The 23,142-nt window shown below is 41.4% G+C and carries 11 protein-coding genes; 6 read left to right on the top strand and 5 right to left on the bottom strand.

The genetic code is table 11. The features are described from left to right. Positions 1-1,435: 1,435 nt before the first annotated feature. Complete coding sequence (locus C3B55_RS00845) at positions 1,436-3,166, top strand: potassium/proton antiporter (protein ID WP_129210625.1); 1,731 nt, start codon at positions 1,436-1,438, stop codon at positions 3,164-3,166. Positions 3,167-5,485: 2,319 nt separating this feature from the next. On the opposite strand, the gene hemE is transcribed toward C3B55_RS00845, so the two are convergent. From hemE to rpmE, 5 genes are all read right to left on the bottom strand, one after another. Continuing rightward, a complete protein-coding gene (gene hemE / locus C3B55_RS00840) occupies positions 5,486-6,550 on the bottom strand; it encodes a uroporphyrinogen decarboxylase (protein ID WP_129210623.1) in 1,065 nt (354 codons plus the stop codon). 2,004 nt (positions 6,551-8,554) lie between these two features. Beyond that, complete coding sequence (gene aroB / locus C3B55_RS00835; protein ID WP_129210621.1) at positions 8,555-9,655, bottom strand: 3-dehydroquinate synthase; 1,101 nt, start codon at positions 9,653-9,655, stop codon at positions 8,555-8,557. Between the two features lie 127 nt (positions 9,656-9,782). Beyond that, positions 9,783-10,301: a shikimate kinase AroK gene (aroK, locus tag C3B55_RS00830; RefSeq protein WP_129210619.1), complete on the bottom strand. Its 519-nt coding sequence runs from the start codon at positions 10,299-10,301 to the stop codon at positions 9,783-9,785. Between the two features lie 2,756 nt (positions 10,302-13,057). Then, positions 13,058-14,326: a malic enzyme-like NAD(P)-binding protein gene (locus C3B55_RS00825; RefSeq protein WP_129210616.1), complete on the bottom strand. Its 1,269-nt coding sequence runs from the start codon at positions 14,324-14,326 to the stop codon at positions 13,058-13,060. A 289-nt stretch (positions 14,327-14,615) separates the two neighbouring features. Next, positions 14,616-14,849 carry a 50S ribosomal protein L31 gene (gene rpmE, locus C3B55_RS00820; RefSeq protein ID WP_129210614.1) on the bottom strand — a complete coding sequence of 78 codons (234 nt, stop codon included), beginning with the start codon at positions 14,847-14,849 and terminating at the stop codon, positions 14,616-14,618. Positions 14,850-15,079: 230 nt separating this feature from the next. Between rpmE and C3B55_RS00815 the strand changes: the two genes are divergently transcribed. The 5 genes from C3B55_RS00815 to C3B55_RS00795 all read left to right on the top strand — a co-directional run bounded on the left by C3B55_RS00815 (position 15,080) and on the right by C3B55_RS00795 (position 23,138). Further along, positions 15,080-17,299, top strand: a complete 2,220-nt coding sequence (locus tag C3B55_RS00815; RefSeq protein ID WP_129210612.1) for a primosomal protein N' — start codon at positions 15,080-15,082, stop codon at positions 17,297-17,299. Between the two features lie 204 nt (positions 17,300-17,503). Next, a complete protein-coding gene (gene argS, locus C3B55_RS00810; RefSeq protein ID WP_129210610.1) occupies positions 17,504-19,240 on the top strand; it encodes an arginine--tRNA ligase in 1,737 nt (578 codons plus the stop codon). Position 19,241: 1 nt separating this feature from the next. After that, positions 19,242-19,907, top strand: a complete 666-nt coding sequence (locus C3B55_RS00805) for an SPOR domain-containing protein (protein WP_129210608.1) — start codon at positions 19,242-19,244, stop codon at positions 19,905-19,907. A gap of 1,855 nt (positions 19,908-21,762) precedes the next feature. Further along, positions 21,763-22,536, top strand: coding sequence for a bifunctional demethylmenaquinone methyltransferase/2-methoxy-6-polyprenyl-1,4-benzoquinol methylase UbiE (gene ubiE / locus C3B55_RS00800; RefSeq protein ID WP_129210606.1), 774 nt, complete (start codon positions 21,763-21,765; stop codon positions 22,534-22,536). Continuing rightward, positions 22,536-23,138 (top strand): ubiquinone biosynthesis accessory factor UbiJ, encoded by a 603-nt coding sequence (locus C3B55_RS00795; protein WP_129210604.1) that lies wholly within the window; start codon positions 22,536-22,538, stop codon positions 23,136-23,138. Before ubiE ends, C3B55_RS00795 begins: the two co-directional genes overlap by 1 nt. The last annotated feature ends 4 nt before the right edge of the window (positions 23,139-23,142 follow it).

The following is a 23,142-nucleotide window of genomic DNA, read 5'->3' as shown; positions in this document are numbered from 1 at the left end:
TTGTAATAAGTAATTAATCTGATCCCTAAAAGCGGCGCGATAATCCAACAATACTAATAACTAAAAGCGCTATGATAACTACTAAACAGCTTGTTAACTTACAAGGAGAGTGATAATTGATCTGCTAACTGAGCCAGTCCCAAGCAAACTCTAAAGTGCTACTTACCTCTTGACCAAAGAGATACTTGGCTTCTATAATAAATTAGCAATCCAGAAAAGTTGCGATAACTTATGCCTTGGAATACAAAAAATGCTGGCTTTCAGGGCATCCTAGTGGTCTTGCAAATAATTTTCAGTGGTTACTGACAGCTTCTTGGTAACTGGTTTAGTTTTTTTGGTAGTAATGCTGTCAAATTTTAATATACTAGATACCTACGTGTAGCATGGCGCGTAACACGGTTAGCACAAATAATTGACTACTTCATTACAGTTAAAAAGTTTTTTCTTTAATAGTGATTTAAGATACCTTGAGTGCTATCAAATACGTACATTAGAGTTTCACCCTCCAGTGCGGCACTTTAATCAAAACAATAATCCTCCATGAACACTGAAAAGACATTGATCATTATCATTTATCCGATAATAGGTTAAACACTTACATGCATCTTAGCCAATACCAAGATGCGGTCGTCGACGACATGCTGTTTGTTATGCTCTATTAAATTCATTAGCACGCATCATTATTATGATTAGTACTGGCTAGTTCAGCTTTGAAGTTTTTGTTGCCAGCCAAGCTAGCCTCTGCTGCCAAAGAGAGCTAAACTCCGTTACTAACTAAAGCTCCTGTGGACTAACCAAATAAAACAATTAAACCAAATAAGTCACTACTGCCATCAACGAGATAACCAGCGCAGTCGAAAATTTGTGCGCAACATAGCGAATACTTCTAGAAACTTACACACAAGTACCACTATGGCTAGTCATGGTTGTGATTTCACACAAGAAACTAACAGCACCATCTGACGCATAAAAACAACATGCTAACATAGCACTAAATATGTAGTGAATTTAGATACGAAATACTAACGAGTACGCAAAATTAATATTACAATTATTAAAGGCACAAGGATATCACTAAAGACGATCCATACAGCGGTTATTAAGATCAATAAGCATAATTTAAAAATCGCCTGCATGACGGAAAAACAAGCATAGGTAAAACTAGAAGTATACTATAACCTAATGAATATTCTTGATTTATCTGTGCTATTAGCGATTGGTGCCAGCCATACGATTAAGGCAAATAATCAGCTATCTTAGCTAAAAGTAGATTTGAATGGGATGGCGTAGCAGTTTTGTCTCTAACTGACACACTTGGATCTACGTAATTCAGAAAAACCTTTTTGATAGCGTAGCAATTCAACAGATTAGAATCTCTGGCGCTAGGCTACATGATTAGTTAGCGCATGCCTTCCCAGATCTTGGAGTGATGCTTTTGAATGCAACAACTATCAACAGCCTATGCTTGATCGGCGCGTTGCTGGTAGCTGCGAGTATTCTAGTAAGCTCTCTTTCGTCTCGCCTAGGTATCCCGATTCTCGTGATTATCCTAGCTGTAGGCATGGTCGCCGGTGTAGACGGTGGTGGCATTGTTTTCGACAATTACCAAGCTGCCTATCTGATTGGTAATCTCGCCTTAGCAGTTATCCTGCTTGACGGTGGATTACGCACACGGGTAGCGAGTTTTCGCGTAGCACTATGGCCGGCGCTATCGCTGGCCACCATAGGGGTATTAATTACTACTGGCCTAACTGGCATAGCCGCGGCTTGGCTCTTTAATCTCCATATTGTCCAGGGTTTACTCATCGGCGCTATTGTTGGCTCTACCGATGCAGCTGCAGTCTTTTCGATGTTTGGTGGTAAAAGTCTAAATGAACGGGTTACCGCTAGCTTAGAAATAGAATCAGGTAGCAACGACCCAATGGCTGTATTTCTTACCGTCACTCTGATCGACATGCTAGCTAACGGCCAAACTGGCCTACACTGGAGTCTTTTGACTAATCTGATCTGTGAATTTGGCATAGGTAGTATAGTCGGCTTAAGCAGCGGCTGGCTAATGCTGCAGATGGTGAACCGTATTAACCTTGCTACTGGGCTATATCCGATCTTAATCATTGCAGGCGGCCTAGTGGTATTCGCTATAACTAATGCCCTGCACGGCAGTGGTTTCCTAGCCGTATACCTGTGCGGCCTAGTAATTGGTAATTGTCCTGTACGCGGCCGTCATGGTATTTTGCATATGCTCGATGGAATGGCTTGGCTCGCGCAGATCGGCATGTTTTTAGTGTTAGGCTTGTTGGTCACGCCTCATGATTTACTGCCAATTGCTCTGCCGGCACTAGGCCTAGCTCTGTGGATGATTCTATTTGCCAGACCCCTATCAGTGATGGTTAGCCTGATGCCATTCAAAGCCTTCCACAGTCGTGAAAAAGTTTTCATTGCTTGGGTCGGCTTACGCGGTGCGGTACCAATCATTCTAGCAGTGTTTCCACTTATGGCAGGCCTACCTCATTCACAACTGTGCTTTAATTTAGCATTTTTTATCGTGCTTGTATCACTACTAGTACAGGGTACGAGCCTACCATGGGTAGCCAAACTTCTGAAAGTTACCGTACCACCAAACCCAACACCTATCTCGCGCACGGCGCTAGAAGTTCATGTCACTAGCGAATGGGAACTATTTATCTACCGCCTAAACGCAGAAAAATGGTGCATTGGCGCTGCCCTGCGTGAGCTAAACATGCCTGAAGGTACGCGCATTGCAGCGCTATTCCGTGGCCAGCAACTGCTCCATCCATCAGGTAGTACAGTACTCAAGGTTAATGATTTACTTTGCGTGCTAGGCCATGAAAAAAACCTGCAAGCCCTTGGCAAACTGTTTAGTCAAGCACCGCAATTAGGTCTAGATTTACGTTTCTTTGGTGACTTTATGCTCGAAGGTGATGCTCAGTTGGGTGCAGTCTCTGCACTGTACGGGCTCAAACTAGAAAGCATCGACCCAAACATGCCACTAAGCAGCTTTATCACCCAGAAAGTCGGTGGCGCCACTATTGTTGGCGACCAGGTAGAATGGAATAACACAATATGGACTGTCGCGGTTATGTGTGGGAATAAGATTGAAAAAGTCGGCGTTAAATTTACTGGTGGAGGTTGTCATAGACAATAACTTCTTTTTATAACTTGCGTAATAATTAACCTATAATTCCATATTTGCATTGCTGAATAAATAATCCATGACTCCACTGTGTATTTCTTTAGTCACTACCTTGTAAGGTTTGATCCTCTATGCGAGAATAGTTTATGCTGCCAACCCTAACTAGCCGACGTTATTTAAAAAACCCTGGATAAACTGCTTGATCTAAAATCTACCTAACGCCAACATGAAATCGCTATAAAACTATCTTACAGCAAATCATGACTCACTACGGTAGCAAATGAGGTTATAAATATAACCTAACCAACACCAAGCTTCAGCTTAAAGGCGCACCACGCTAGACTACTAATAATCAACATAAATCGGTCAGGCTCAAAACTACTAAAATTATTCCAATAGTTAAACGTCACATTACCTTGTCAGTAACACAAATTGTGCAACCGCTAGAGCAGCACTCTGCTCAGCAAAGTGATCTATAAAAGTTAGTCCACACACATAGGTTAACCATCGCTGCTTAGACATGCCAAGACCGCAACCAGCAGCAACCAAACACGCATCAAACAAAATCACTTCAATTCTTAAGGCTAACAAAAAACAACGGAAAAATCTTCGCACTCAGTCAACATAACCAGCTGAATACCGAACTTATAGTTTAAATGTGCTTAGGCCGCTGCACCGCTAGAATGAGCCAGGTTAGCAGTAACCTATGCTGGCTACTGGGCATATAGCAAACCTAAAGCTATATGATTGTTTACTTAAGGACTACGATCATCTTAACTATCTAACCAAGAAAATATGCAGACCAAACAACAATGAGACACCGTAACCAAAAGTGATTTATCCCTAATTAAGTAAATCAATATACTTAATAGCGGACTGCTACTCTAGAAGATTTTTATAAACAGAAACAAGTACTAACGCGCCTCACAGGAGGCCATAATCTAGTTAATAATATTGCTAATATTCAGCTTGTACTTAGTTAGAAGTAAGCTAACAGTGAGAGCTAATAAAATCTACTAACACATACGTAGATAAATTATCTTACTAGCATCTACCGAAAGACGTTACCACAACGAACCTACAACTTGTATCACAACTCTACTAGAGCTAATAAATTGCCCATGACAACATAATAAGAGCGCCTAAGCCGCAAACTGAACGCACTACTAAACAAATTTGGTATGCTACACTTAACCAAAAGCAACTGCCTGACGCTATTAGCTTACGCAAAATAGCTAAAAATCGCCTTAGACTACCTAGTCTAAGCAAAATCACTACTATGCCATTGACTTCTAACGTAAGCAAGCTATACAACGGCGTGACCAAGCACCCAAGCTACTTGTTCATGCTGTTGCTGCTACTGATCAGTATACTTCTGTGGTCGCACAAGACCTTGTGCAAGCGCCTTAATGAAATCCACTTAGAAATTAAGTGCTTCATAAGCACGATAGTCAATGGCACATATCACAAGTCATCCTTATCAATATTTTATAGCAATACTAGTGTCACTAGAGTCTAGTGCTGTGCGGTTATGTGCTACAGATTGGCGACATCAGACATAATACTAACTTTAGCTCAGCTCTTCTACTAATAGCCAAAACATAGCTGATATTCTATATCACCTACCAGATTCTAGAACCAAGTAGAGTAGCCGCAGCAAACTTCTACTGGGCAAAACCCAAAATCAAATTAATCTAAATCTAAATATGCGAACTTAGGCTAATAGTACTTGTCAGCTGAAACAGCTATCTCCGAACACCAATTGGTTACACTAGCAAACGACGTACTAGGTATCGGTATAATTCTAACCTATTACTAGCTAATGACCTGAATGCTAGGTCGCTTACTACTGCGTAGCCTACCTCATCAAAAGCCTCACTATTTAGTAAAACCGTAAGTATGATCTTTACCTACATTACCCAGTAGCACTGTTTATTGCGGTATGCTTAACTATTACTGTACCGCACTCAAACTCAGCAATTGCTTAATTAACACCATATAACCACCTAATGTTCTAGGTAATCATAAAGACCACTGCATATGCGACTTTGAGGTTGCTGCACTTGCATTGCGCTTAGCCTATACTAATTCTCTGATTAAACACTAGTTTGATAAAATATGTCAACGGCAAAGCAGTGCCTGAAGGGCAGACTATAGATAAAGTTTATCGTGATATTGCTGATTAATGTATTGTTGATGATGTTACAACTAGCGAAATTACCGCTGTCAAGAAAAATGCAAGCTGCACATAACTTGCTTTGTTATGTAGAATACTAACATCACCAATAAAAATTTAACTAAACATAAGCTAGGTATTTTATTAAGTTTATATTATTCGTGATACTGCGCAGACAACTCATGCACTGCACGCAGGAATGCACCAGCATGCTCAGGGTTCACTTCTGGCGTAATGCCATGTCCAAGATTAAACACATGCCCGCTGCCTTTGCCGTAACTGGCTAAAATGCGACCAACTTCACTGCGGATCGCCTCTGGTTTAGCGTACAGCACGCTAGGGTCCATGTTGCCTTGCAGGGCAACCTGGCTGCCAACACGACGGCGGGCTTCACCTAAATCATAGGTCCAGTCTAAACCTAACGCATCGGCACCAGCATTTGCAATGCCTTCAAGCCATAAGCTACCTTTAGTGAACATGATCACTGGCACTTTGCGACCTTCATGCTCGCGCACTAGACCGCTAATAATATTACGCATATAAGCCAGAGAAAATTCCTGATATGCCGCCGCCGATAGGTTGCCACCCCAAGTATCAAAAATTTGCACTGCGTGCACACCAGCTATAATTTGACCGTTGAGGTAGCTAGTAACCGACTGCGCAAGCTTGTCTAATAGTAGGTGCATGGCTTGCGGATTGTCGTAGAGCATAGCTTTAGTCTTGCGAAAGTCTTTTGATGAACTACCTTCGACCATATATGTAGCCAAGGTCCACGGGCTACCAGAAAAACCAATTAGCGGTACACGACCGTTAAGCTCGCGACATATGGTGCTAACGGCGCTCATAACATAACCAAGATCCTTGTGCGGATCAGGGATTGGTAAGGCTTCGATGTCAGCTATGGTGCTAATGACTTTCTTAAAACGCGGGCCTTCGCCTGTTTCAAAGTATAGGCCTTGGCCCATAGCGTCAGGGATAGTAAGGATATCGGAAAAAAGGATAGCCGCATCCAATTGCGGATAACGATCTAGCGGCTGCATCGTGACTTCGCAGGCAAACTCCGGGTTCATGCATAAACTCATGAAATCGCCAGCATTGGTACGACTAGCGCGATACTCAGGTAGATATCGACCAGCTTGGCGCATCATCCATACGGGTGTGACATCTACTGGTTGCTTAAACAAGGCACGAAGGAAACGGTCATTCTTGAGATTAATCATATCGGCATTCGCAAAAAAGTACGAGTATTTTTTAGAGTTAGGTAAATTTTCGTAATACTTTGAACAAAGCCGACCTGCTTCAATATTTTAATTACATGCAAATTCGATAACCAGCATCATACCTACAAGCAATTAAGGGCTCCTCTAGGCAGTATTACGCTTTTCGAAAATCGAGCTACTCGCTAAACTAAAATCATATAATCTATCGCAACTAGTAAAATTTTACGGTTACTGTCTAGTATTTATAATGACTTTACCAACAGGCTACAAAGCATTGATGCATATTAACATGGATTTAAAACTGCTTAAACCACAGCGGCTTAACTTGAACTGAGCTTGTAGGTTATAATCTACGGTACCTGACAAGATAACTTTATAATCACGAGAACGACTCATGATTATGACGACCATGGGAATACGATTCCCCAAAACTAATCCTTAACACTTTTGTACCTGCAATACAGTCTTCATTAAGTGTGGAGATTGGTTAACGGTTGTATACTAGCTTCTTTGGCGCCGCTTAACTCTTTATGTGGACGTAACATGCTAGCTATACCACTGTAATAAGCACAGATCACCGAAACTTTTAAAGCCATAGAGGCTCGAAGTACAGCTGTATTCTATTGCGGTACTTCCACTACTAAGTACTACTACATTATCATTTTTTATATCGACGAAAACTTCTGATAATTTTTTTTAAAACACATGTTGTGACTAACGTTAAAGATCAGAAATTCTAGCGCATCATATACTCCTGGCAAGTTCTAACCGGCAAACCACTCTTCATGTATGTATAGATTGATAGTACCTATGAACACATAACCGTATTTAATAAACAGTTTTTCATAATTATGTCTTTACTAAGTTTCAGTATTCAAACAAAACTCGATACCCATGCCAGCAAGTAGTTCATGACGGCTTCTCAGGGCGGCCTTCTAGAGCTTAAACTTAAGATAACAAATGGCGGCAGAACACTGATATCTAGATTCTTGTTAAATACTACCTTATTATTCTACTACGCATAAACAAGTTAGCACAGTCAAGGCAAGCCAAGCATACACACCAATAATCCAAGCGTACCTAACAGTTGTTTTTTTGACTTTAGATATGCTTTAGTATTAACCAATAAAGCACAGTATCAGTGATACACTTCTCTACTAAACCGACGACTACCACGCTAAAGCCGTTGGTAAGAATATAGAAACTTTGCACAGACGGCATTACAGGCACATCATACTGCACACTCCAGTATAGTATTGGTCTAGTACGCCAACTTAGCGGCAATGATCACTGCCCTTAACTACTTATTTATCCAACTTGACATAAGGTTATAAATCTGGCTCTTCTATTTTTTTCAGATTGTTATATAGGACATAGATGAACTAAAAGTTATTCTTCATACGTCTATCATAAAAATTTATTTAACATAAAGCATATATCGCTGCAGGTTATATGAATACTAGAAAGCAATAATTTTTTGATAAACTGCCTTAGGCTTAGCCAGTCAAAAAAAGATACAGGCTATTCCCAAGGTTTTTGGTAAGGTTACACCACTGCATTAACTACCAGCCCATCAACGAATCATTCAAGCACGTACTGCTAATGGTTCCAACAGGATTCTATAGCTTTAGCTTTGTAATTGATTTGTCAGATCTCAACTAATTAATAGTTAACTTTATCGATAACAGTATTATTTTGGTTAAATACGCATATAAACTACTAGTCATACTTGCACCAAGGTTATAATCGACCATGCTAGGTATTACGACAAATCTACTGCTCATCTACTCGTAACAGTATCTTCAGTGCCATCTAACGTCTCACCACAGAGTGGCTAGCAAAGTTCTATACGCTAAAAAAACTAACTCGCAAGTATTTTTTTTAAGGTGAAAGGTGATTAAAAATTTTAATGCTAGACTTACCTATAGAACAAAATGACCATAGCTTTACTAGTAGTAACTGAATAACCCCTCATCGGCATGCAAGCTAATCATTTAGATCTTATTAACTTTTACAGTGAACCAGAGCATTGTAATTAGCTCTCAATGTGGTCTGTAAAATTTCTTTCGGATAGTCATCAGTCAGCACTGCTTCGCCTATGTGACGTAACAGTACTAATCGTAGTCGACCGTCGATCACTTTCTTATCTATTATCATGCGTTCAAGAAAATCCGCCTCGGTCATTTCTGCTGGCGGGATAACTGGTAAGCCAGCACGCAAAAATAAGTGGATACCATAATTCCGCTCCTGAATGCTAATCCAGCCCATACGTTGGGACATTTCTAATGCTATGACTGTGCCGACCGCTACAGCTTCCCCGTGCAACCACGTACCATAGCCCATATACGTTTCAATCGCATGGCCAAAAGTATGGCCCAGGTTGAGAGTAGCCCGTACACCAGATTCACGTTCGTCGGCATTCACCACGAACGCTTTAGCAGTATTAGAGCGTGATATAGCTTCGGTCAGTGCTACCTGGCTTAGAGCACGTATGTCGTCAATATATTTTTCAAGCCAAACCAAGAACGATTTATCACAGATCAAACCATACTTGATAACTTCTGCAAGCCCAGCTGACAGCTCACGCGATGGTAAAGTGTTCAGAGTCGTGGTATCGATTAATACAGCTTGTGGCTGATAAAACGCTCCTACCATGTTCTTGCCTAATTGGTGATTGATACCAGTCTTACCGCCAACCGACGAATCAACCTGAGACAATAAAGTCGTTGGCACCTGAATAAGGCCTACACCACGCTGGTAGCAAGCTGCAGCAAAGCCAGCCATATCACCAATAACCCCGCCGCCTAAGGCAACTACGGTGGTATACCGGTCATGTCGTGCAGTCAGCAGAGCATCAAAAATTAGTTGCATGGTTTTCCAGTTCTTATTAATCTCGCCATCTGGCAGGATTACCGAAATTACTGAATAGGCTGCAAGGCTGTGACTAAGTCGCTCAAGATACAGCGAAGCGACTATTTTGTTAGAAACAATAGCTACTTGCCGCCCAATAATGTGTGGTGCAAACAACTCAGGCAGGTCTAATAAACCTTCGCCAATATGGATTGGGTAGCTGCGTTCGCCTAGATTAACCTTAAGTGTCTGCATATGTCGCTATATGAGAATAATATATATAATAAGCAAGTTTTAAATTTAACGTAATTTGATAGTTTGACGCTGCGCTCCTCAGTGGAACAGCGTACCGCTAAAAATAGCCTATTCTAAAACTAACTGTTTAACGAGGCGGTAATTGCTGTAAACGCTCAAGAATATCACAAACCACAATACGCAATGGCCGCTCATCAGTTTCTACCACCAGGTCAGCAATTTCTCGATATAGCGGATCACGCTGCACTAGTAGGTCTCGCATGGTTCTTGCTGGATCTATCGTGTGCAGCAAAGGACGGCTGTAATCACGATATGTACGGCCTACCTGCTGCTCGACAGAAGCACGCAGATACACCACACGACCACCAATATACAGTGTCCGACGGTTTTCATCGCGGATGACTGCACCCCCACCAGTAGCCAATACTACACCATTGCAACCACATAGTTCAGCAATCATCGCCTGTTCGCGGTTACGAAAACCAATCTCACCTTCTTTATCAAAGATCCATGGAACATTAGCGCCTGAACGCAGTTCAATTTCTTTATCAGAATCTTTAAACGGCATGCGCAACTCTTTAGCTAACAAGCGACCAATAGTACTTTTTCCAGCTCCCATGGGACCAACAAAAATCAAATTTTGCACAGAATCAGATACTCAAAGTGATTTACTGACTACTCATCATATGCGTAGTCAGATTAAATATTCTTTCCGTCAGAACATCATGTATACAAAGATAGTACAGATACGGTACAATATCTAAAAATGATAATTTATTTGTGACTTTCTTGCGCTTTAAAAAACCTTGCTAAATATTATTTAGGCTATCGTTAAATTAACTCTTTTGCGTTAATTTAATTTTTTCTTAATTGAAAACATGCTATTGAGCTCGCTCAGATAGTCAAGCGCCTATTTAGTAAGTTTGACTTGTATAATAATCTAACGATCTAGCGTAAATTAAGGAATAGATGTTATCAAAAAACCAAGCTTATTTGCATAACACTGATATAACTTAGTATGAAGTAAATTATTAATGAGCAATGTTCGTGCTATTCAGGATACTTGCTGGCTTGTCTTTGATATCTTTACCTTGAGCTATAAAATATATTTTGCTATTATTGATCCCTTCCATAGCAGTCAGACCGAGGTCTAGCAGCAGGTTCTTAGCAATTAAAGAAAACGCTTAAGTCTGACCTGCTAGTCATTAAACTAATATAAACAAACGATAGGTTATATAGATTGATCTGCTGGTTTAGCACTTTTGGCTACAATGTTTTTATACGACAATCGCCTATGTGGCTAACAACAATATTTGAACCGCTTACTCAAGCACACAACCAGAATATTGTTATAAATTGAAATGCACTTAGACGATACGCGCCATAAGCATTATCTAGTACATTTAGACATATAGCTGCGCTATTATATCCGGCGCAGCCCTTTAAGACGTTCACTAGCCTGATAAGTGCTAGTGTCACTAGCATGGTCATCCACTTGTCGCAAAATTTAGATGCTTAATTACTGAGATTGCATGCCAGGATAGCAATCTTACTCAGCAAGACCTACTTTATTTTAGTTCTGATTTACTTGTCTTAGGGGCACCAGAAAGTATTCTGTTATAAATTACTGTACAGGTTTTCAGTAGCGATGAAAAAATGATCGCGCAGTATAGTAAGGTGCGCTATACAATAATTTGTTTAGCTAACAATCAACCCAATATCATAAATATTTTACTTGCAACTGACAACGATAATTACATCAACTACAACAGTATTAACCATGATGATATTATTCGTATCAATACTTGATTCGTAAAAGCTAAAATATTTAATCAAACGATAGCTCTACCATCACGCAAATGATGAAGAACTATTTCCGTACTAGCAAGTAGTAATATTTTACGTAAATCTACAGAAATTTATTTGGCTTTACGCTTTGAACGTCAGCAAGCAGCAGCTTGCACTAAAAATTTCTACGTAACTACGATTTTTTAAGTAGTTCACTGGAACTTACTAATCACTAGATATGTAAAAGTTTAGTGAAATTATAACCAATGTTGTGGCTAGTATATCTAAAACTAGGTCAGCTAACGCGCATACACCACTGAACTAAACAAATAGCGCTAGATCAGTCCGGCCTACAGTTAACCGTCATCACCAAGATAAAAATATGGCATACAAGCACTCGGACACCAAGTAACAATGAAGACTACATATCATAAAATATCAATGAAAGTGGATACTTTCATTCTGAAACAATAACAGAATAAGCCTAATACCTAAGCAACTCTTAGATGTGGTCCACGTTAACAATTTGATCAGAATACAACGCCAGAAAGACGACAGTCTAAATTTAAGCAGATATTTATAGCGCAGGGTGCCATAAGGCACCTATTAGACCAACAGAATAGTATGATCAACACTATTGCTAAGCGTAAACTGGATTGAAATTTTAGGCCATTTATCTACAGAACCAATCTGGATAATCGCCGTACTGCTTTGCAAGCATTGATTGACAAATTGCTCAGATCGCGTTTATAGACGAACCTAGACAAGATCTAGCGCTAGAAAAGCGATACTTACACTTACAGTGGCTAGATTATGTATCCGCGAAGCGCCGCATAAACCTATTAACTTAATATAAATCAATCTTACTGGAGCATATGAGCAGGCAGCAAGGCCAATGATTAAATGACGCGCTTCGGCTTTGACCAGCTAGACCTAAAGCTCAGCGTATTGTTAGCTCTTGGCACTGCTACTATTACAAACTGCCACTACTGCAACGATAAAAATCGCTGATGACTTTGGGTACCTCTATAAAAGCCGTAATAGTGCTTTCCAGTTAATTGAAAACCAGCTACATGTAATTAGATGACCCGCTAACACGGCGCCTCAACACTCACAGTAAACACCATCGCTCCTGACTAATATAAGGCGCCAGAAGTTACCGAAAGTATAGCGCACTACTTACATTCTCAACAGAATCACTGAGGATTCGGTCAAGAATAGCGCTATACAGCACCATATAATATTTAACAATGCAGATATTTATTAGTAAAATTACTAAGGCTTCCAAAAAACTCTCGTGTCTCTAGCTATGACGCTAACTACATGATAGCAATCTATACTGGCTAAGACTAACCAAATAGTGCCTTAAACATCTTCAGTCTAGTAACAAAATTGCGTTGTCTATTTAAATGATCTATATAGGTGCAGCATTAAAGGATAAAACTAGCACGCTCAGACTAACCTAAAATGTATTCGTAACCTACGAATTGACTCGATACGTAATTCGTACAGCATTTTTTATGAGCGCCTAATACATAATTAGGAGCGCTTATAAACAAACATACAAGGCTCAAATGCAAAAGCTATTAATAATCTAATTCCTAAAACAATAACTTAGCCATTAAACACATCATCCACGCTTTGTAGCGGGTAGTGCCTAGGGTACGGCAGTGTAGCCACACCGGTCTCGACGGCAGCCTTAGCTACGGCATCGGGGATTAAGGTGATCAGGCGCTTATCCATTGGTTTTGGAATAATGTACTCGCGACCGAATGCTAAACTTATACCACCATAAGCATCACACACTGCTTGTGGAACTGGCAGCTTAGCCAGTTCACGTAAAGCGTTAGCGGCAGCCAATTTCATTTCTTCGTTGATATGCTTAGCGCGAACATCTAGGGCACCCCGGAAGATAAACGGGAAGCACAGTACGTTATTGATCTGGTTTGGATAATCTGAACGACCAGTAGCCATAATCACGTCATTACGGGTAGCATGCACTAGTTCTGGTGAGATCTCTGGATCCGGGTTAGAACAAGCAAATACTATAGGATTAGACGCCATAGCTTTAAGGCCTTCGGCGCTCAACAGGTTCGGGCCAGACAGGCCAACAAATACGTTGGCAGCGTCGAGAGCGTCAGCTAAAGTACGCTTGTGAGTAGTGCGCGCAAACGCTGCTTTGTAATGATTTAGGTCAGTGCGCTCAGATTGTACAACACCTTTGCTGTCGACCATTATGATATTTTCTAACTTGGCGCCTATGCTGACAAGCAGCTTCATGCAGGATATGGCTGCAGCGCCAGCGCCAAGGCAAACGATCTGTGCATTAGCTAAAGTGCCACCAGCAATTTCTAGAGCGTTGATTATACCGGCTACAGTAACTATTGCGGTACCGTGCTGATCATCGTGGAATACTGGAATGTCACACTGTTCAATTAGGGCCTTTTCGATCTCAAAGCACTCTGGTGCTTTGAGATCTTCCAAGTTAATACCACCAAAAGTAACAGAAATACGCCTGACGGTATCAATAAAAGCCTGTGGGCTTTCTGAGTCAATTTCGATATCAAAAACGTCAATTCCAGCAAAGCGTTTAAACAGTACACCTTTACCTTCCATTACCGGTTTAGAAGGCAAAGGACCAAGGCTGCCCAGCCCGAGAATGGCAGTACCATTGGAAATCACTGCAACCAAATTGCCTTTTCCAGTGTATTTATACGCTAGCTCGTGATTGCGAGCTATTTCAAGTACTGGCTCAGCAACACCAGGACTATAAGCCAACGATAGATCGCGAGCGGTTGTAGTTGCTTTAGTGAGCCCTATACATAGCTTTCCTGGACGAGGCAAAGCATGATACTCAAGAGCAGCAGTTTTTAAATCAGACATAATAGGCATTCCGCTTTTACTGTTGATCTACGAATTGCCGAGAATACGCGAGCAAGTGCTACGCTCTGCAAGCGCCTTACAGAGCAAGGAGCTAACGGCTTTTAACTACGACTTTTAGCTAAAAAACTATACGATACATTAATTGGCTGTTCACGGGCAATTTAATAAATTGTTTGTAGTTTTTCATTACAGTTAATTTAAACGGAGCCATACCAAATTGCAAATATAAATAACGTTTATTAGGTGCTTCTGTTTTAGTATCTAACAAAGATCCATATGGCTTTTAGTTCTACTCTGCTAGAACAACATAGGGCGTCTTACCAAAAGCACCAAAACGATCCGCAAAACGTTGTATACGGCCACCAGTGTTCAGAATTTTTTGCTTGCCAGTGTAAAATGGGTGACACTCGTTGCATACATCAGTACTTAATGGTTTGCACAGATTCGAACGAGTTTCGAATTTATTACCACAACTACAGGTGACTTCGATAATTTCATAAGCTGGATGGATATTAGTTTTCATGATAAATTTCTTAGAAAGCCACATTGTTATTAGACATGATTTTTAATAAATAAAAGTAGCATTATACACATAACTAGCATAGCGAATTCTAGCTAAATATTTTTTAACGAATTAGCGGTACTTTTCATTATTTACACATATAAAAGCTATTATATTTCATATAAACTACAGCATAAATATGTCAGACTCTGATCATTGCACAAACGCCTATTTTAAATTATGAGCCACGCGTGCCTGACGCTATTTTGCGCTTAGCCCTGCTTTCGCCACTACGCAACCTCTTTGACTACCGAGCACCAGCTGATGTACCACTGGCACAGTTACAGTCTGGCGTACGCGTACGCGTACCGTTTGGCCATCGGAAAACAATTGGTATTGTTATTGAAGTCACCGACCACAGCACAGTCCCCGTAGAAAAACTCAAGTCAGCTTTAGCTATTCTCGACGTCACGCCACTGCTGCCACCATCATTATTGAAACTATGCCTATGGGCCGCCCAGTATTACCAGCATAGCATAGGCGATACCTTAAGCTTGGCGCTACCAGCGCTACTGCGTCAAGGTGAGCTAGCTGAAGACAGACAAGAGCGCTTCTGGTCAATGGCCCCCGGCGTGCGTCTCGATGACCCGCGCCTCACCTATGCGCCACGACAACGTGAAACCTTAGCCATAATAGCCAAACACCCTCACGGCATAGCTAACCAACTGTTAAGCAAACTACTACTAAGTAGGGCCAGTCTTAATCTGCTACTAGCTAAAGGCTTGGTACAAGTAGAAATCCGTAAACACAATACAAGCCAACGACACAGTCATTGGTTAGCTCAACCTGAATTACCGCTAAACTCTGAGCAAAGCGCTGCATATAAAGCTATTCGCGCTAGCTTTGATAGCTTTCACGCTTTCTTGATAGCGGGCGTCACAGGCAGCGGCAAGACTGAAGTATATTTGCAGCTGATCCACGAAACCCTGCAATCTGGCAAGCAGGCGCTAGTGTTAATCCCAGAAATTAATCTAGGCCCACAAACCATAGCGCGTTTTAAACAACGTTTCCATGCATACATCGCTCTAATGCACTCTGCAGTCAACAATCGCGAACGCTTGAAGTCATGGTTAGCGGCACGAGATGGCAGGGTTGACATTATTATCGGCACCCGCTCTGCTTTGTTCACACCAATGCAAAATCCAGGATTGATTATTATCGACGAAGAACATGACAGCTCCTATAAGCAGCAAGAAGGCGTACGCTATCACGCCCGTGATCTAGCGTTAGTACGTGCGCGCCAAGAAGGCATACCGATTGTGCTAGGCTCAGCTACACCATCACTAGAAAGCCTACATAACGCATATAAAGGCCGTTATGGGCTAATACACCTAAACGAGCGCGCTGGAAACGCCAAGCAGCCACGATTTATACGCTTAGACATAAAAAGCTACCAACTAAATAGCGGCATTTCTAAACCTATGCAACAAGCTATCGGCCAAACCCTGGCAATTGGCCAGCAAGTATTGGTATTTCTTAATCGACGTGGCTTTGCACCGACACTGCTATGCTATAACTGCGGCTGGATGTCTGAATGCTTACGCTGCGATGCGCGTATGACCGTGCACCAACGCTACAGCGAGTTGCGCTGTCACCATTGCGGTTACGCAGAGCAGATGCCGCACCACTGCAAACAATGCGGCATAGTAGATTTACACCCAGTTGGTGCTGGTACTGAACGTGCTGAAGAGCATTTAGAAATTCTATTCCCTGCTTATCCAGTATTACGAGTTGACCAAGACAGTACTGCACGCAAAGACGCAATGAACAAACTGCTCGCAACCATTCAGAAAAACCAGGCGTGCATTCTATTAGGCACTCAGATGCTCTCTAAAGGGCATCATTTCCCACTAGTCACGCTGGTGTCAATTCTAGATGCCGATAGTGGTCTGTTCTCTAGTGACTTCCGCGGTAGCGAGCATATGGCACAATTAATCATGCAGGTTGCAGGTCGCGCAGGACGTGCTAATGAGCCAAGCAAGGTTATTATCCAAACACACTTTGTCAATCATCCATTGCTGATTCAGCTAACAGAAAAAGGATACTTGGCCTTTGCTAAGCAGATGTTGAAAGAACGCTGTTCTGCAAATTTACCACCGTTTACACACTTAGCACTGCTGCGCGCAGAAGCTCATAAACCTGGGCAAGCTGAAAATTTTCTAGATAAGGCGTACAGCACTGCTGAATATTTGCTTAGTAAACTAAATCTAACTAGTATTGAATTGCTTGGCCCAGTACCCGCACCCATGGAACGCCGTGCTGGACGTTATCGCGCCCAACTACTTTTACAAGCAATGTCTCGCGCACCACTGCATAAATTATTAAATAGCTGGTTAATCACCTTGGAGCAAATACCTGGCAGCCGGAAGGTGCGATGGTCACTGGATGTTGACCCAATAGATTTATACTAATAGCGCGATCACTATTACAGCACGCTAGATACTACATGTGAAATATTAATACTATTCAATAGTAGAAACAGCCTTGCCTTAGATAAAACCAGCTGGGTTAGCATATACTTTGAACAGTTGGCTGTATTCCATTCAACACGGATAAAACCTAGGTTTGATCACTTGTACGTTGCGCGCTGCCGCTTGCAGTCGAAAGAGAACATCATGAAAGACACTATTCGTCAGCTGATCCAACAAGCCCTGACACAACTAGTCCAGGAAGGTGTGTTGCCTCAAGACTTATCCCCAACGATCCAAGTGCAAAACACTAGTAACAAAACTTATGGTGACTTTGCCAGTAATATCGCGATGACGCTAGCAAAGTCAGCAGGCATGAAGCCGCAAGAACTAGCAGAAAAAATTATAGCTGCTTTGCATGCTGATGAGCGTATCACGAAAATTAAGATAGCCGGTATCGGATTTATAAACTTCTTCCAGAATAACCAAGCTCTAGCATCACGCTTGGACATAGCATTAGCTGACGCTAAAATTGGTGTGCGTAAGACCGGTACACTCGATCGTGTAGTAATTGACTTGTCAGCTCCTAACCTAGCAAAAGAAATGCACGTTGGTCACTTGCGTTCAACTATCATTGGTGACGGTGTAGCTAGGGTGCTCGAATTCCTTGGAGACACCGTCATTCGTCAAAACCATGTTGGCGACTGGGGCACACAGTTCGGTATGTTGATGGCTTACTTACAGGATCACCCAATTACCAGAAACGAGCTAGCGGACCTAGAAAACTTCTACTGTGCCGCGAAAAAGCGCTTCGATGAATCCAAAGAGTTTGCCGAACGTGCCCGCAATCTAGTAGTTAAGTTACAAGCCGGTGATAAGAAATGTCTAGAGCTGTGGAATCATTTTCATGAGATTTCGCTGTCTCACTGCCAGGAAATATACGAGCTACTTAACGTGAATCTGACTACAGCTGACGTAATGGGTGAAAGCGCTTACAACCATGACCTAACTAAAGTGGTCAATGACCTTAAAACTAAGGGTTTACTAGTTGAAAGCAACGGTGCGCAATGTGTATTTCTTGAAACATTCAAGACTGCAGACGGTAAGCTGCTTCCAGTGATTATCGTAAAAGCTGATGGCGGCTATCTCTACGCTACTACAGATCTAGCAGCTGTGCGCTACCGCAGTAGCGTGCTGAAAGCTGACCGTGCTCTATATTTCGTTGACCAGCGCCAGACTCTGCATTTCCAGCAAGTATTTGAAGTAGCCAGGCGTGCAGGCTTTGTTGCCCACCCAATGCATATGGAGCACATGGCTATAGGTACCATCAACGGTGCTGATGGACGCCCATTCAAGACCCGTGATGGTGATACCGTAAAACTGATCGACTTGTTGAATGAGGCCCAAGAACAAGCCTATAACCTAGTGAAAAAAAAGAGTCCTGAACTTGCGGAGGTTGACCTGCGGCATATCGCTAGAGTGGTAGGCATTAGCGCAGTCAAATATGCTGATCTGTCAAAAAATCGAACTAGCGACTACAACTTTAACTTCGAGTTGATGCTCAACTTCGAAGGTAACACTGCACCTTACATGCTGTACGCTTATATCCGTATAGCTAGCATATTCCGCAAGATAGGCAAGGATTTCAGTGAAATTAAAGGCCAAATCGTACTAAATAACCAGCACGAACAGAAACTAGCAGAAACGTTAGCAAAATTCAGCGAAGTATTAAACAGAGTCGGCAAAAAAGGCATACCGCATATCCTTTGCGCTTATTTGTACGAAGTTGCTAGCCTATTCTCTACCTTCTACGAACATTGCCCAATTCTTACTGCCGACGACAAAGCACAAAAACAAAGTCGCTTATGCCTCTCTGCACTGGCAGGACGAACCCTCAAGCAGGGCTTAAAACTGTTAGGCCTGGAAACTCTGGAGCGTATGTAAGTTGGCTATCAAGACAAAAACTGCAGCCAAGAGCGGCGCAAGCCGCTATCAAGTATTAGCGAAAAAACCTATTTCAAACTGGCTATGGATGGCTACCGGCCTGACGGTTAGCATATTTATAGTAATCCTGATGAAGTTAGAGCCAGGCAAAGGCGATACTGTCAAACGAATCAAGCAAGAACAGCAAATCCCAGAATCTAACAAGATAGCACTAATAAAATCAAAGTACGACTTTTATACGTTACTACCAGAATCAGAAGTAGTCGGGCCAACTAACGCTGTGCCGGAAAAAATACTGCCTACACCGCAAATATCTACTACACCAGTAATATTAGCCAAAGCAGAAACAGTTGACACTACACAGGCACCCACTGCTTTGGCAGCGATCACGGAACTGCCATTACCAGTAGTGGCGTCTACTAAGACAGCACCAGTAACCAAATTCTTCCTACAGGTTGGCTCATTCCCGAAACAAGCAGATGCAGATCGCGTACGTGCACAAATCATCCTGCTAGGTCAAGTAGTGACGGTGGAATCTACCATAGTTAAAAATATAACCTGGTATCGAGTATTGGTCGGACCATTTAACAACCGTAAACAGCTAGCTATAGCGCAAAAACAGCTGACTAGGGTAGGCTTTAGCAACCTATTGTTACATCAACGCTAAAGGCATGTATTTTTTGTGCAAGCGTAACAAAATACGTGAACTGGCCAACTCTGTTAGTCTGATAAATACTACTCGCCATTCGTAATCGACTACTAATTATTACAAGATCACGCCTATATTAGTTTTTTTATTAAGTCATTTATTATGCTATGTATAACCACTATACTGACTACTATGTCAATATATTAACATAGCAAAACAATCATAGATCTTGGTAAGAAGTTTTTCTTGGAGTCACCAAGGTGAATGGTGAGACTCATAAAAGTGCGTCGCATTTGTACCACAACTAAACTCTTGTCGATTTTGCTAAACTACCGTTAACACTTTTATACTCTTCGAGTATTGCAAAAATCATACGGAAAGCAACATGACTACATCGTTTGTGCTGCTATCGCATTAGCCAAATAGTGGAACACTTGCTGCTCCATAACAGTAATCTGGAAACTATGCTAAAGATCGCTAACAAAACGCCTCTTTGAGTATTACCGGCAATAACGATCATTACTAAACTATGATATAGCAGATCACAATATCACTGACTTGGATAATACCAATCGTACAGCTGTTATTGCTTTACATAACAGCTGTCACTAGATATAATTACCTAAAGAGTTGTATGATTGGAAATCACGCTGAAGAATATTCTATTATAGTACGACAGGTTAGCGTATTTAAAAATAACATCGCTACTCAACTGGCTAGACTAGCCAATGCAACACTCATGTAAAAAATAAACTGTACTAAGCACACTAACACCTAGCGTAGGTAAACCTACAAGGTAGTATGTAAATAAATAAAATAAAAGTACAAGGCCGTATTTTGAGTGCGCTTTATCAGTAATAAGATTACAGGAGCAAAATTAGAGGCAGCCAATAATAGTCCTAGTGACCTCCACTGCGTACGTTCATTGTCAGTTGTTTTCCTAACAGTTGTAGACCGTAAAGACAAAGCTATAAAGATAGTATATTAGAACCTGAACTTTACACTTATAACTTAACGCTACGGTCTGAATAAAGTGCCCAATAAACATCCTAAGTGTTTTCTAAATACCTATATATAGCATATACTCTCTGAGAGTTTCTATACTGATTATGTAGTCACAAGAGTCCTACACATGATGTATTCAATAGAATATCGATTTAATGTACAACATTTACAAGCAGCTCTTTAAAGTTTTTTAAACTTAATTCAATTAAACTTCTTTTAAACTTTTCATGCTTTAAACATGATTATTTACTTGAAAAACCTAACTGTGAGCAGAAAAATTTTTAACTACAGCATTTAGTTTCATTTAAACACATTGACTAGTCTTAAACAACTATCTTAGATGCTCGCTATCTTCACTACCAGTCTTAGCATATACACTAAGTTCTTCTATTTTAGATTTTATAATTGTCAGGCTTTAAGGTTACGCAAGATAACGGTCTGAATATTAATCTTTTTTCTTTAAAAAACTTTACTATAATTTAGGTCAAAAGGCACACCGTAAAAATTACGAACTAGAACTTAGAATAGTAGTATAAAGACTAGGATCTTCATCCTAAGAATACTTTTAATGCTGCTGCTCCCTTAGCACAGGAGCACTTTAAAGTTTAGGGTATCGCTAGACTAGAATACCTCAAGGTTATACTGGCCATTGAGTTTGTGCACTAACTTTGAGCCTCGATCAATCCACATTTAAAAAGATGTGCACATTCAAAAGTAATATTAATTATTACAAGAACTTCTATTTCTAATGGCTTAAAATACCTAATATGCGACAAAAAGTCTTGATGAAGTTTTTATTTAGTTTTATCACGACAAAGCAAACCTTAGAGGTTATCATATTTTGCATTATCTCTTGGTAATAGCGATTATGGATGATCAATATAAAAGCAGTAGCTGTGTTGAACCAGCCACTCACTTTGGTTTCAAGAGCGTCCCAGAAAGCCAGAAAGCGGCAAATGTTGCCAAGGTGTTCAACTCTGTTGCAGCTAAGTACGACCTAATGAACGATGTCCTTTCTGGCGGTATGCATCGCTTATGGAAGCGATTTACTATTGAGCTATCTGGTGTACGCACAGGCAATCGCGTACTCGACATAGCCGGCGGTACGGGTGATTTGGCGGCTAAGTTTTCCAGACTAGTTGGCCCTACTGGCCAGGTAGCGCTAGTGGATATCAACAGCTCTATGCTTAGAATTGGCCGTGATCGCTTGTTAGATAAAGGCGTGTCTGGCAATATTAAATTTATTCAGGCTGATGCCGAGAAACTACCGTTTCTGGACAACTACTTTGATTGCGTAACCATTGCTTTTGGCCTACGTAACGTCACTCATAAAGAGGATGCGATCCGCTCTATGCTGCGCGTACTCAAACCTGGTGGACGTCTTTTGGTATTGGACTTCTCTAAGCCAACCAACGCACTCATTGCTAAGGTATACAACACTTACTCGTTTACCTTAATACCGTTGCTAGGCAAGATGATCACTAATGATGCCGATAGCTACCGCTACCTGACAGAATCAATCCGTATGCACCCCGATCAAGAAACCCTGAAATTAATGATAGTAAAAGCTGGTTTTTACCGTGCGAGCTACCACAACATAACCTCAGGCATTGTTGCCCTGCACCGCGGCATCAAACCCTAATGTTGTTTGTAGACTGTCTCACCATGGTTGAGTACGGCCTAAACCGTATATTAAGTCTAGATAGCACCGTATGGACAAGGCTAGCGCACCTGAACGGTAAAATCATTGCCGTCAACTGCATAAGTCCAACCTTACGGCTGTTTATCTTGTTAGTAGATAAAGGTTTACTGCTTAGTAGTGATTGGACCACTAAAGCCGACTGTACTATGCATGCACCAGCGTCAAGTTGGTTGCATCTAGCACTAAGCCATAATAAAACTGCTGTACTACATAGCTCCGAAGTGAAAATCGAAGGCGATAGCTCAGTACTACTAAACTTAGTCACTGTGCTACAAGACCTAGAGCTAGATTGGGAATACGAATTGTCGCACTGGATCGGCCCTATCGCCACCCAGTTGGTTAACTGGCACCTGCGTAGCTGTTCAATCTGGTGCAAGCAATTATTTACCGGCATCAACCAGAATATCACTGAATACTTGAGCGAAGAATCACGCACCATAGTCGGGCAACGAGAAGCGCAAGCACGCTTCGGTGAGCTTGATAAAGCTAAAATTAAACTGGAATATCTTGAGGCACGCTTCAAGCGTCTAAACCACTTTTGATTAA

The organism is Candidatus Pseudomonas adelgestsugas (assembly GCF_004124255.1).
GTDB lineage: Bacteria > Pseudomonadota > Gammaproteobacteria > Pseudomonadales > Pseudomonadaceae > Aquipseudomonas > Aquipseudomonas adelgestsugas.
Note: the sequence above shows the minus strand (reverse complement) of the source record. Positions and strands in the feature narration are given on the sequence as shown.

What these genes read in the sequence shown, in the direction of transcription:
- rpmE (WP_129210614.1), bottom strand. Translation starts at nt 14,849, where the DNA reads ATGAAAACTAATATCCATCCAGCTTATGAAATTATCGAAGTCACCTGT.
- ubiE (WP_129210606.1), top strand. Translation starts at nt 21,763, where the DNA reads ATGGATGATCAATATAAAAGCAGTAGCTGTGTTGAACCAGCCACTCAC.
- hemE (WP_129210623.1), bottom strand. Translation starts at nt 6,550, where the DNA reads ATGATTAATCTCAAGAATGACCGTTTCCTTCGTGCCTTGTTTAAGCAA.
- aroB (WP_129210621.1), bottom strand. Translation starts at nt 9,655, where the DNA reads ATGCAGACACTTAAGGTTAATCTAGGCGAACGCAGCTACCCAATCCAT.
- argS (WP_129210610.1), top strand. Translation starts at nt 17,504, where the DNA reads ATGAAAGACACTATTCGTCAGCTGATCCAACAAGCCCTGACACAACTA.
- C3B55_RS00825 (WP_129210616.1), bottom strand. Translation starts at nt 14,326, where the DNA reads ATGTCTGATTTAAAAACTGCTGCTCTTGAGTATCATGCTTTGCCTCGT.
- C3B55_RS00795 (WP_129210604.1), top strand. Translation starts at nt 22,536, where the DNA reads ATGTTGTTTGTAGACTGTCTCACCATGGTTGAGTACGGCCTAAACCGT.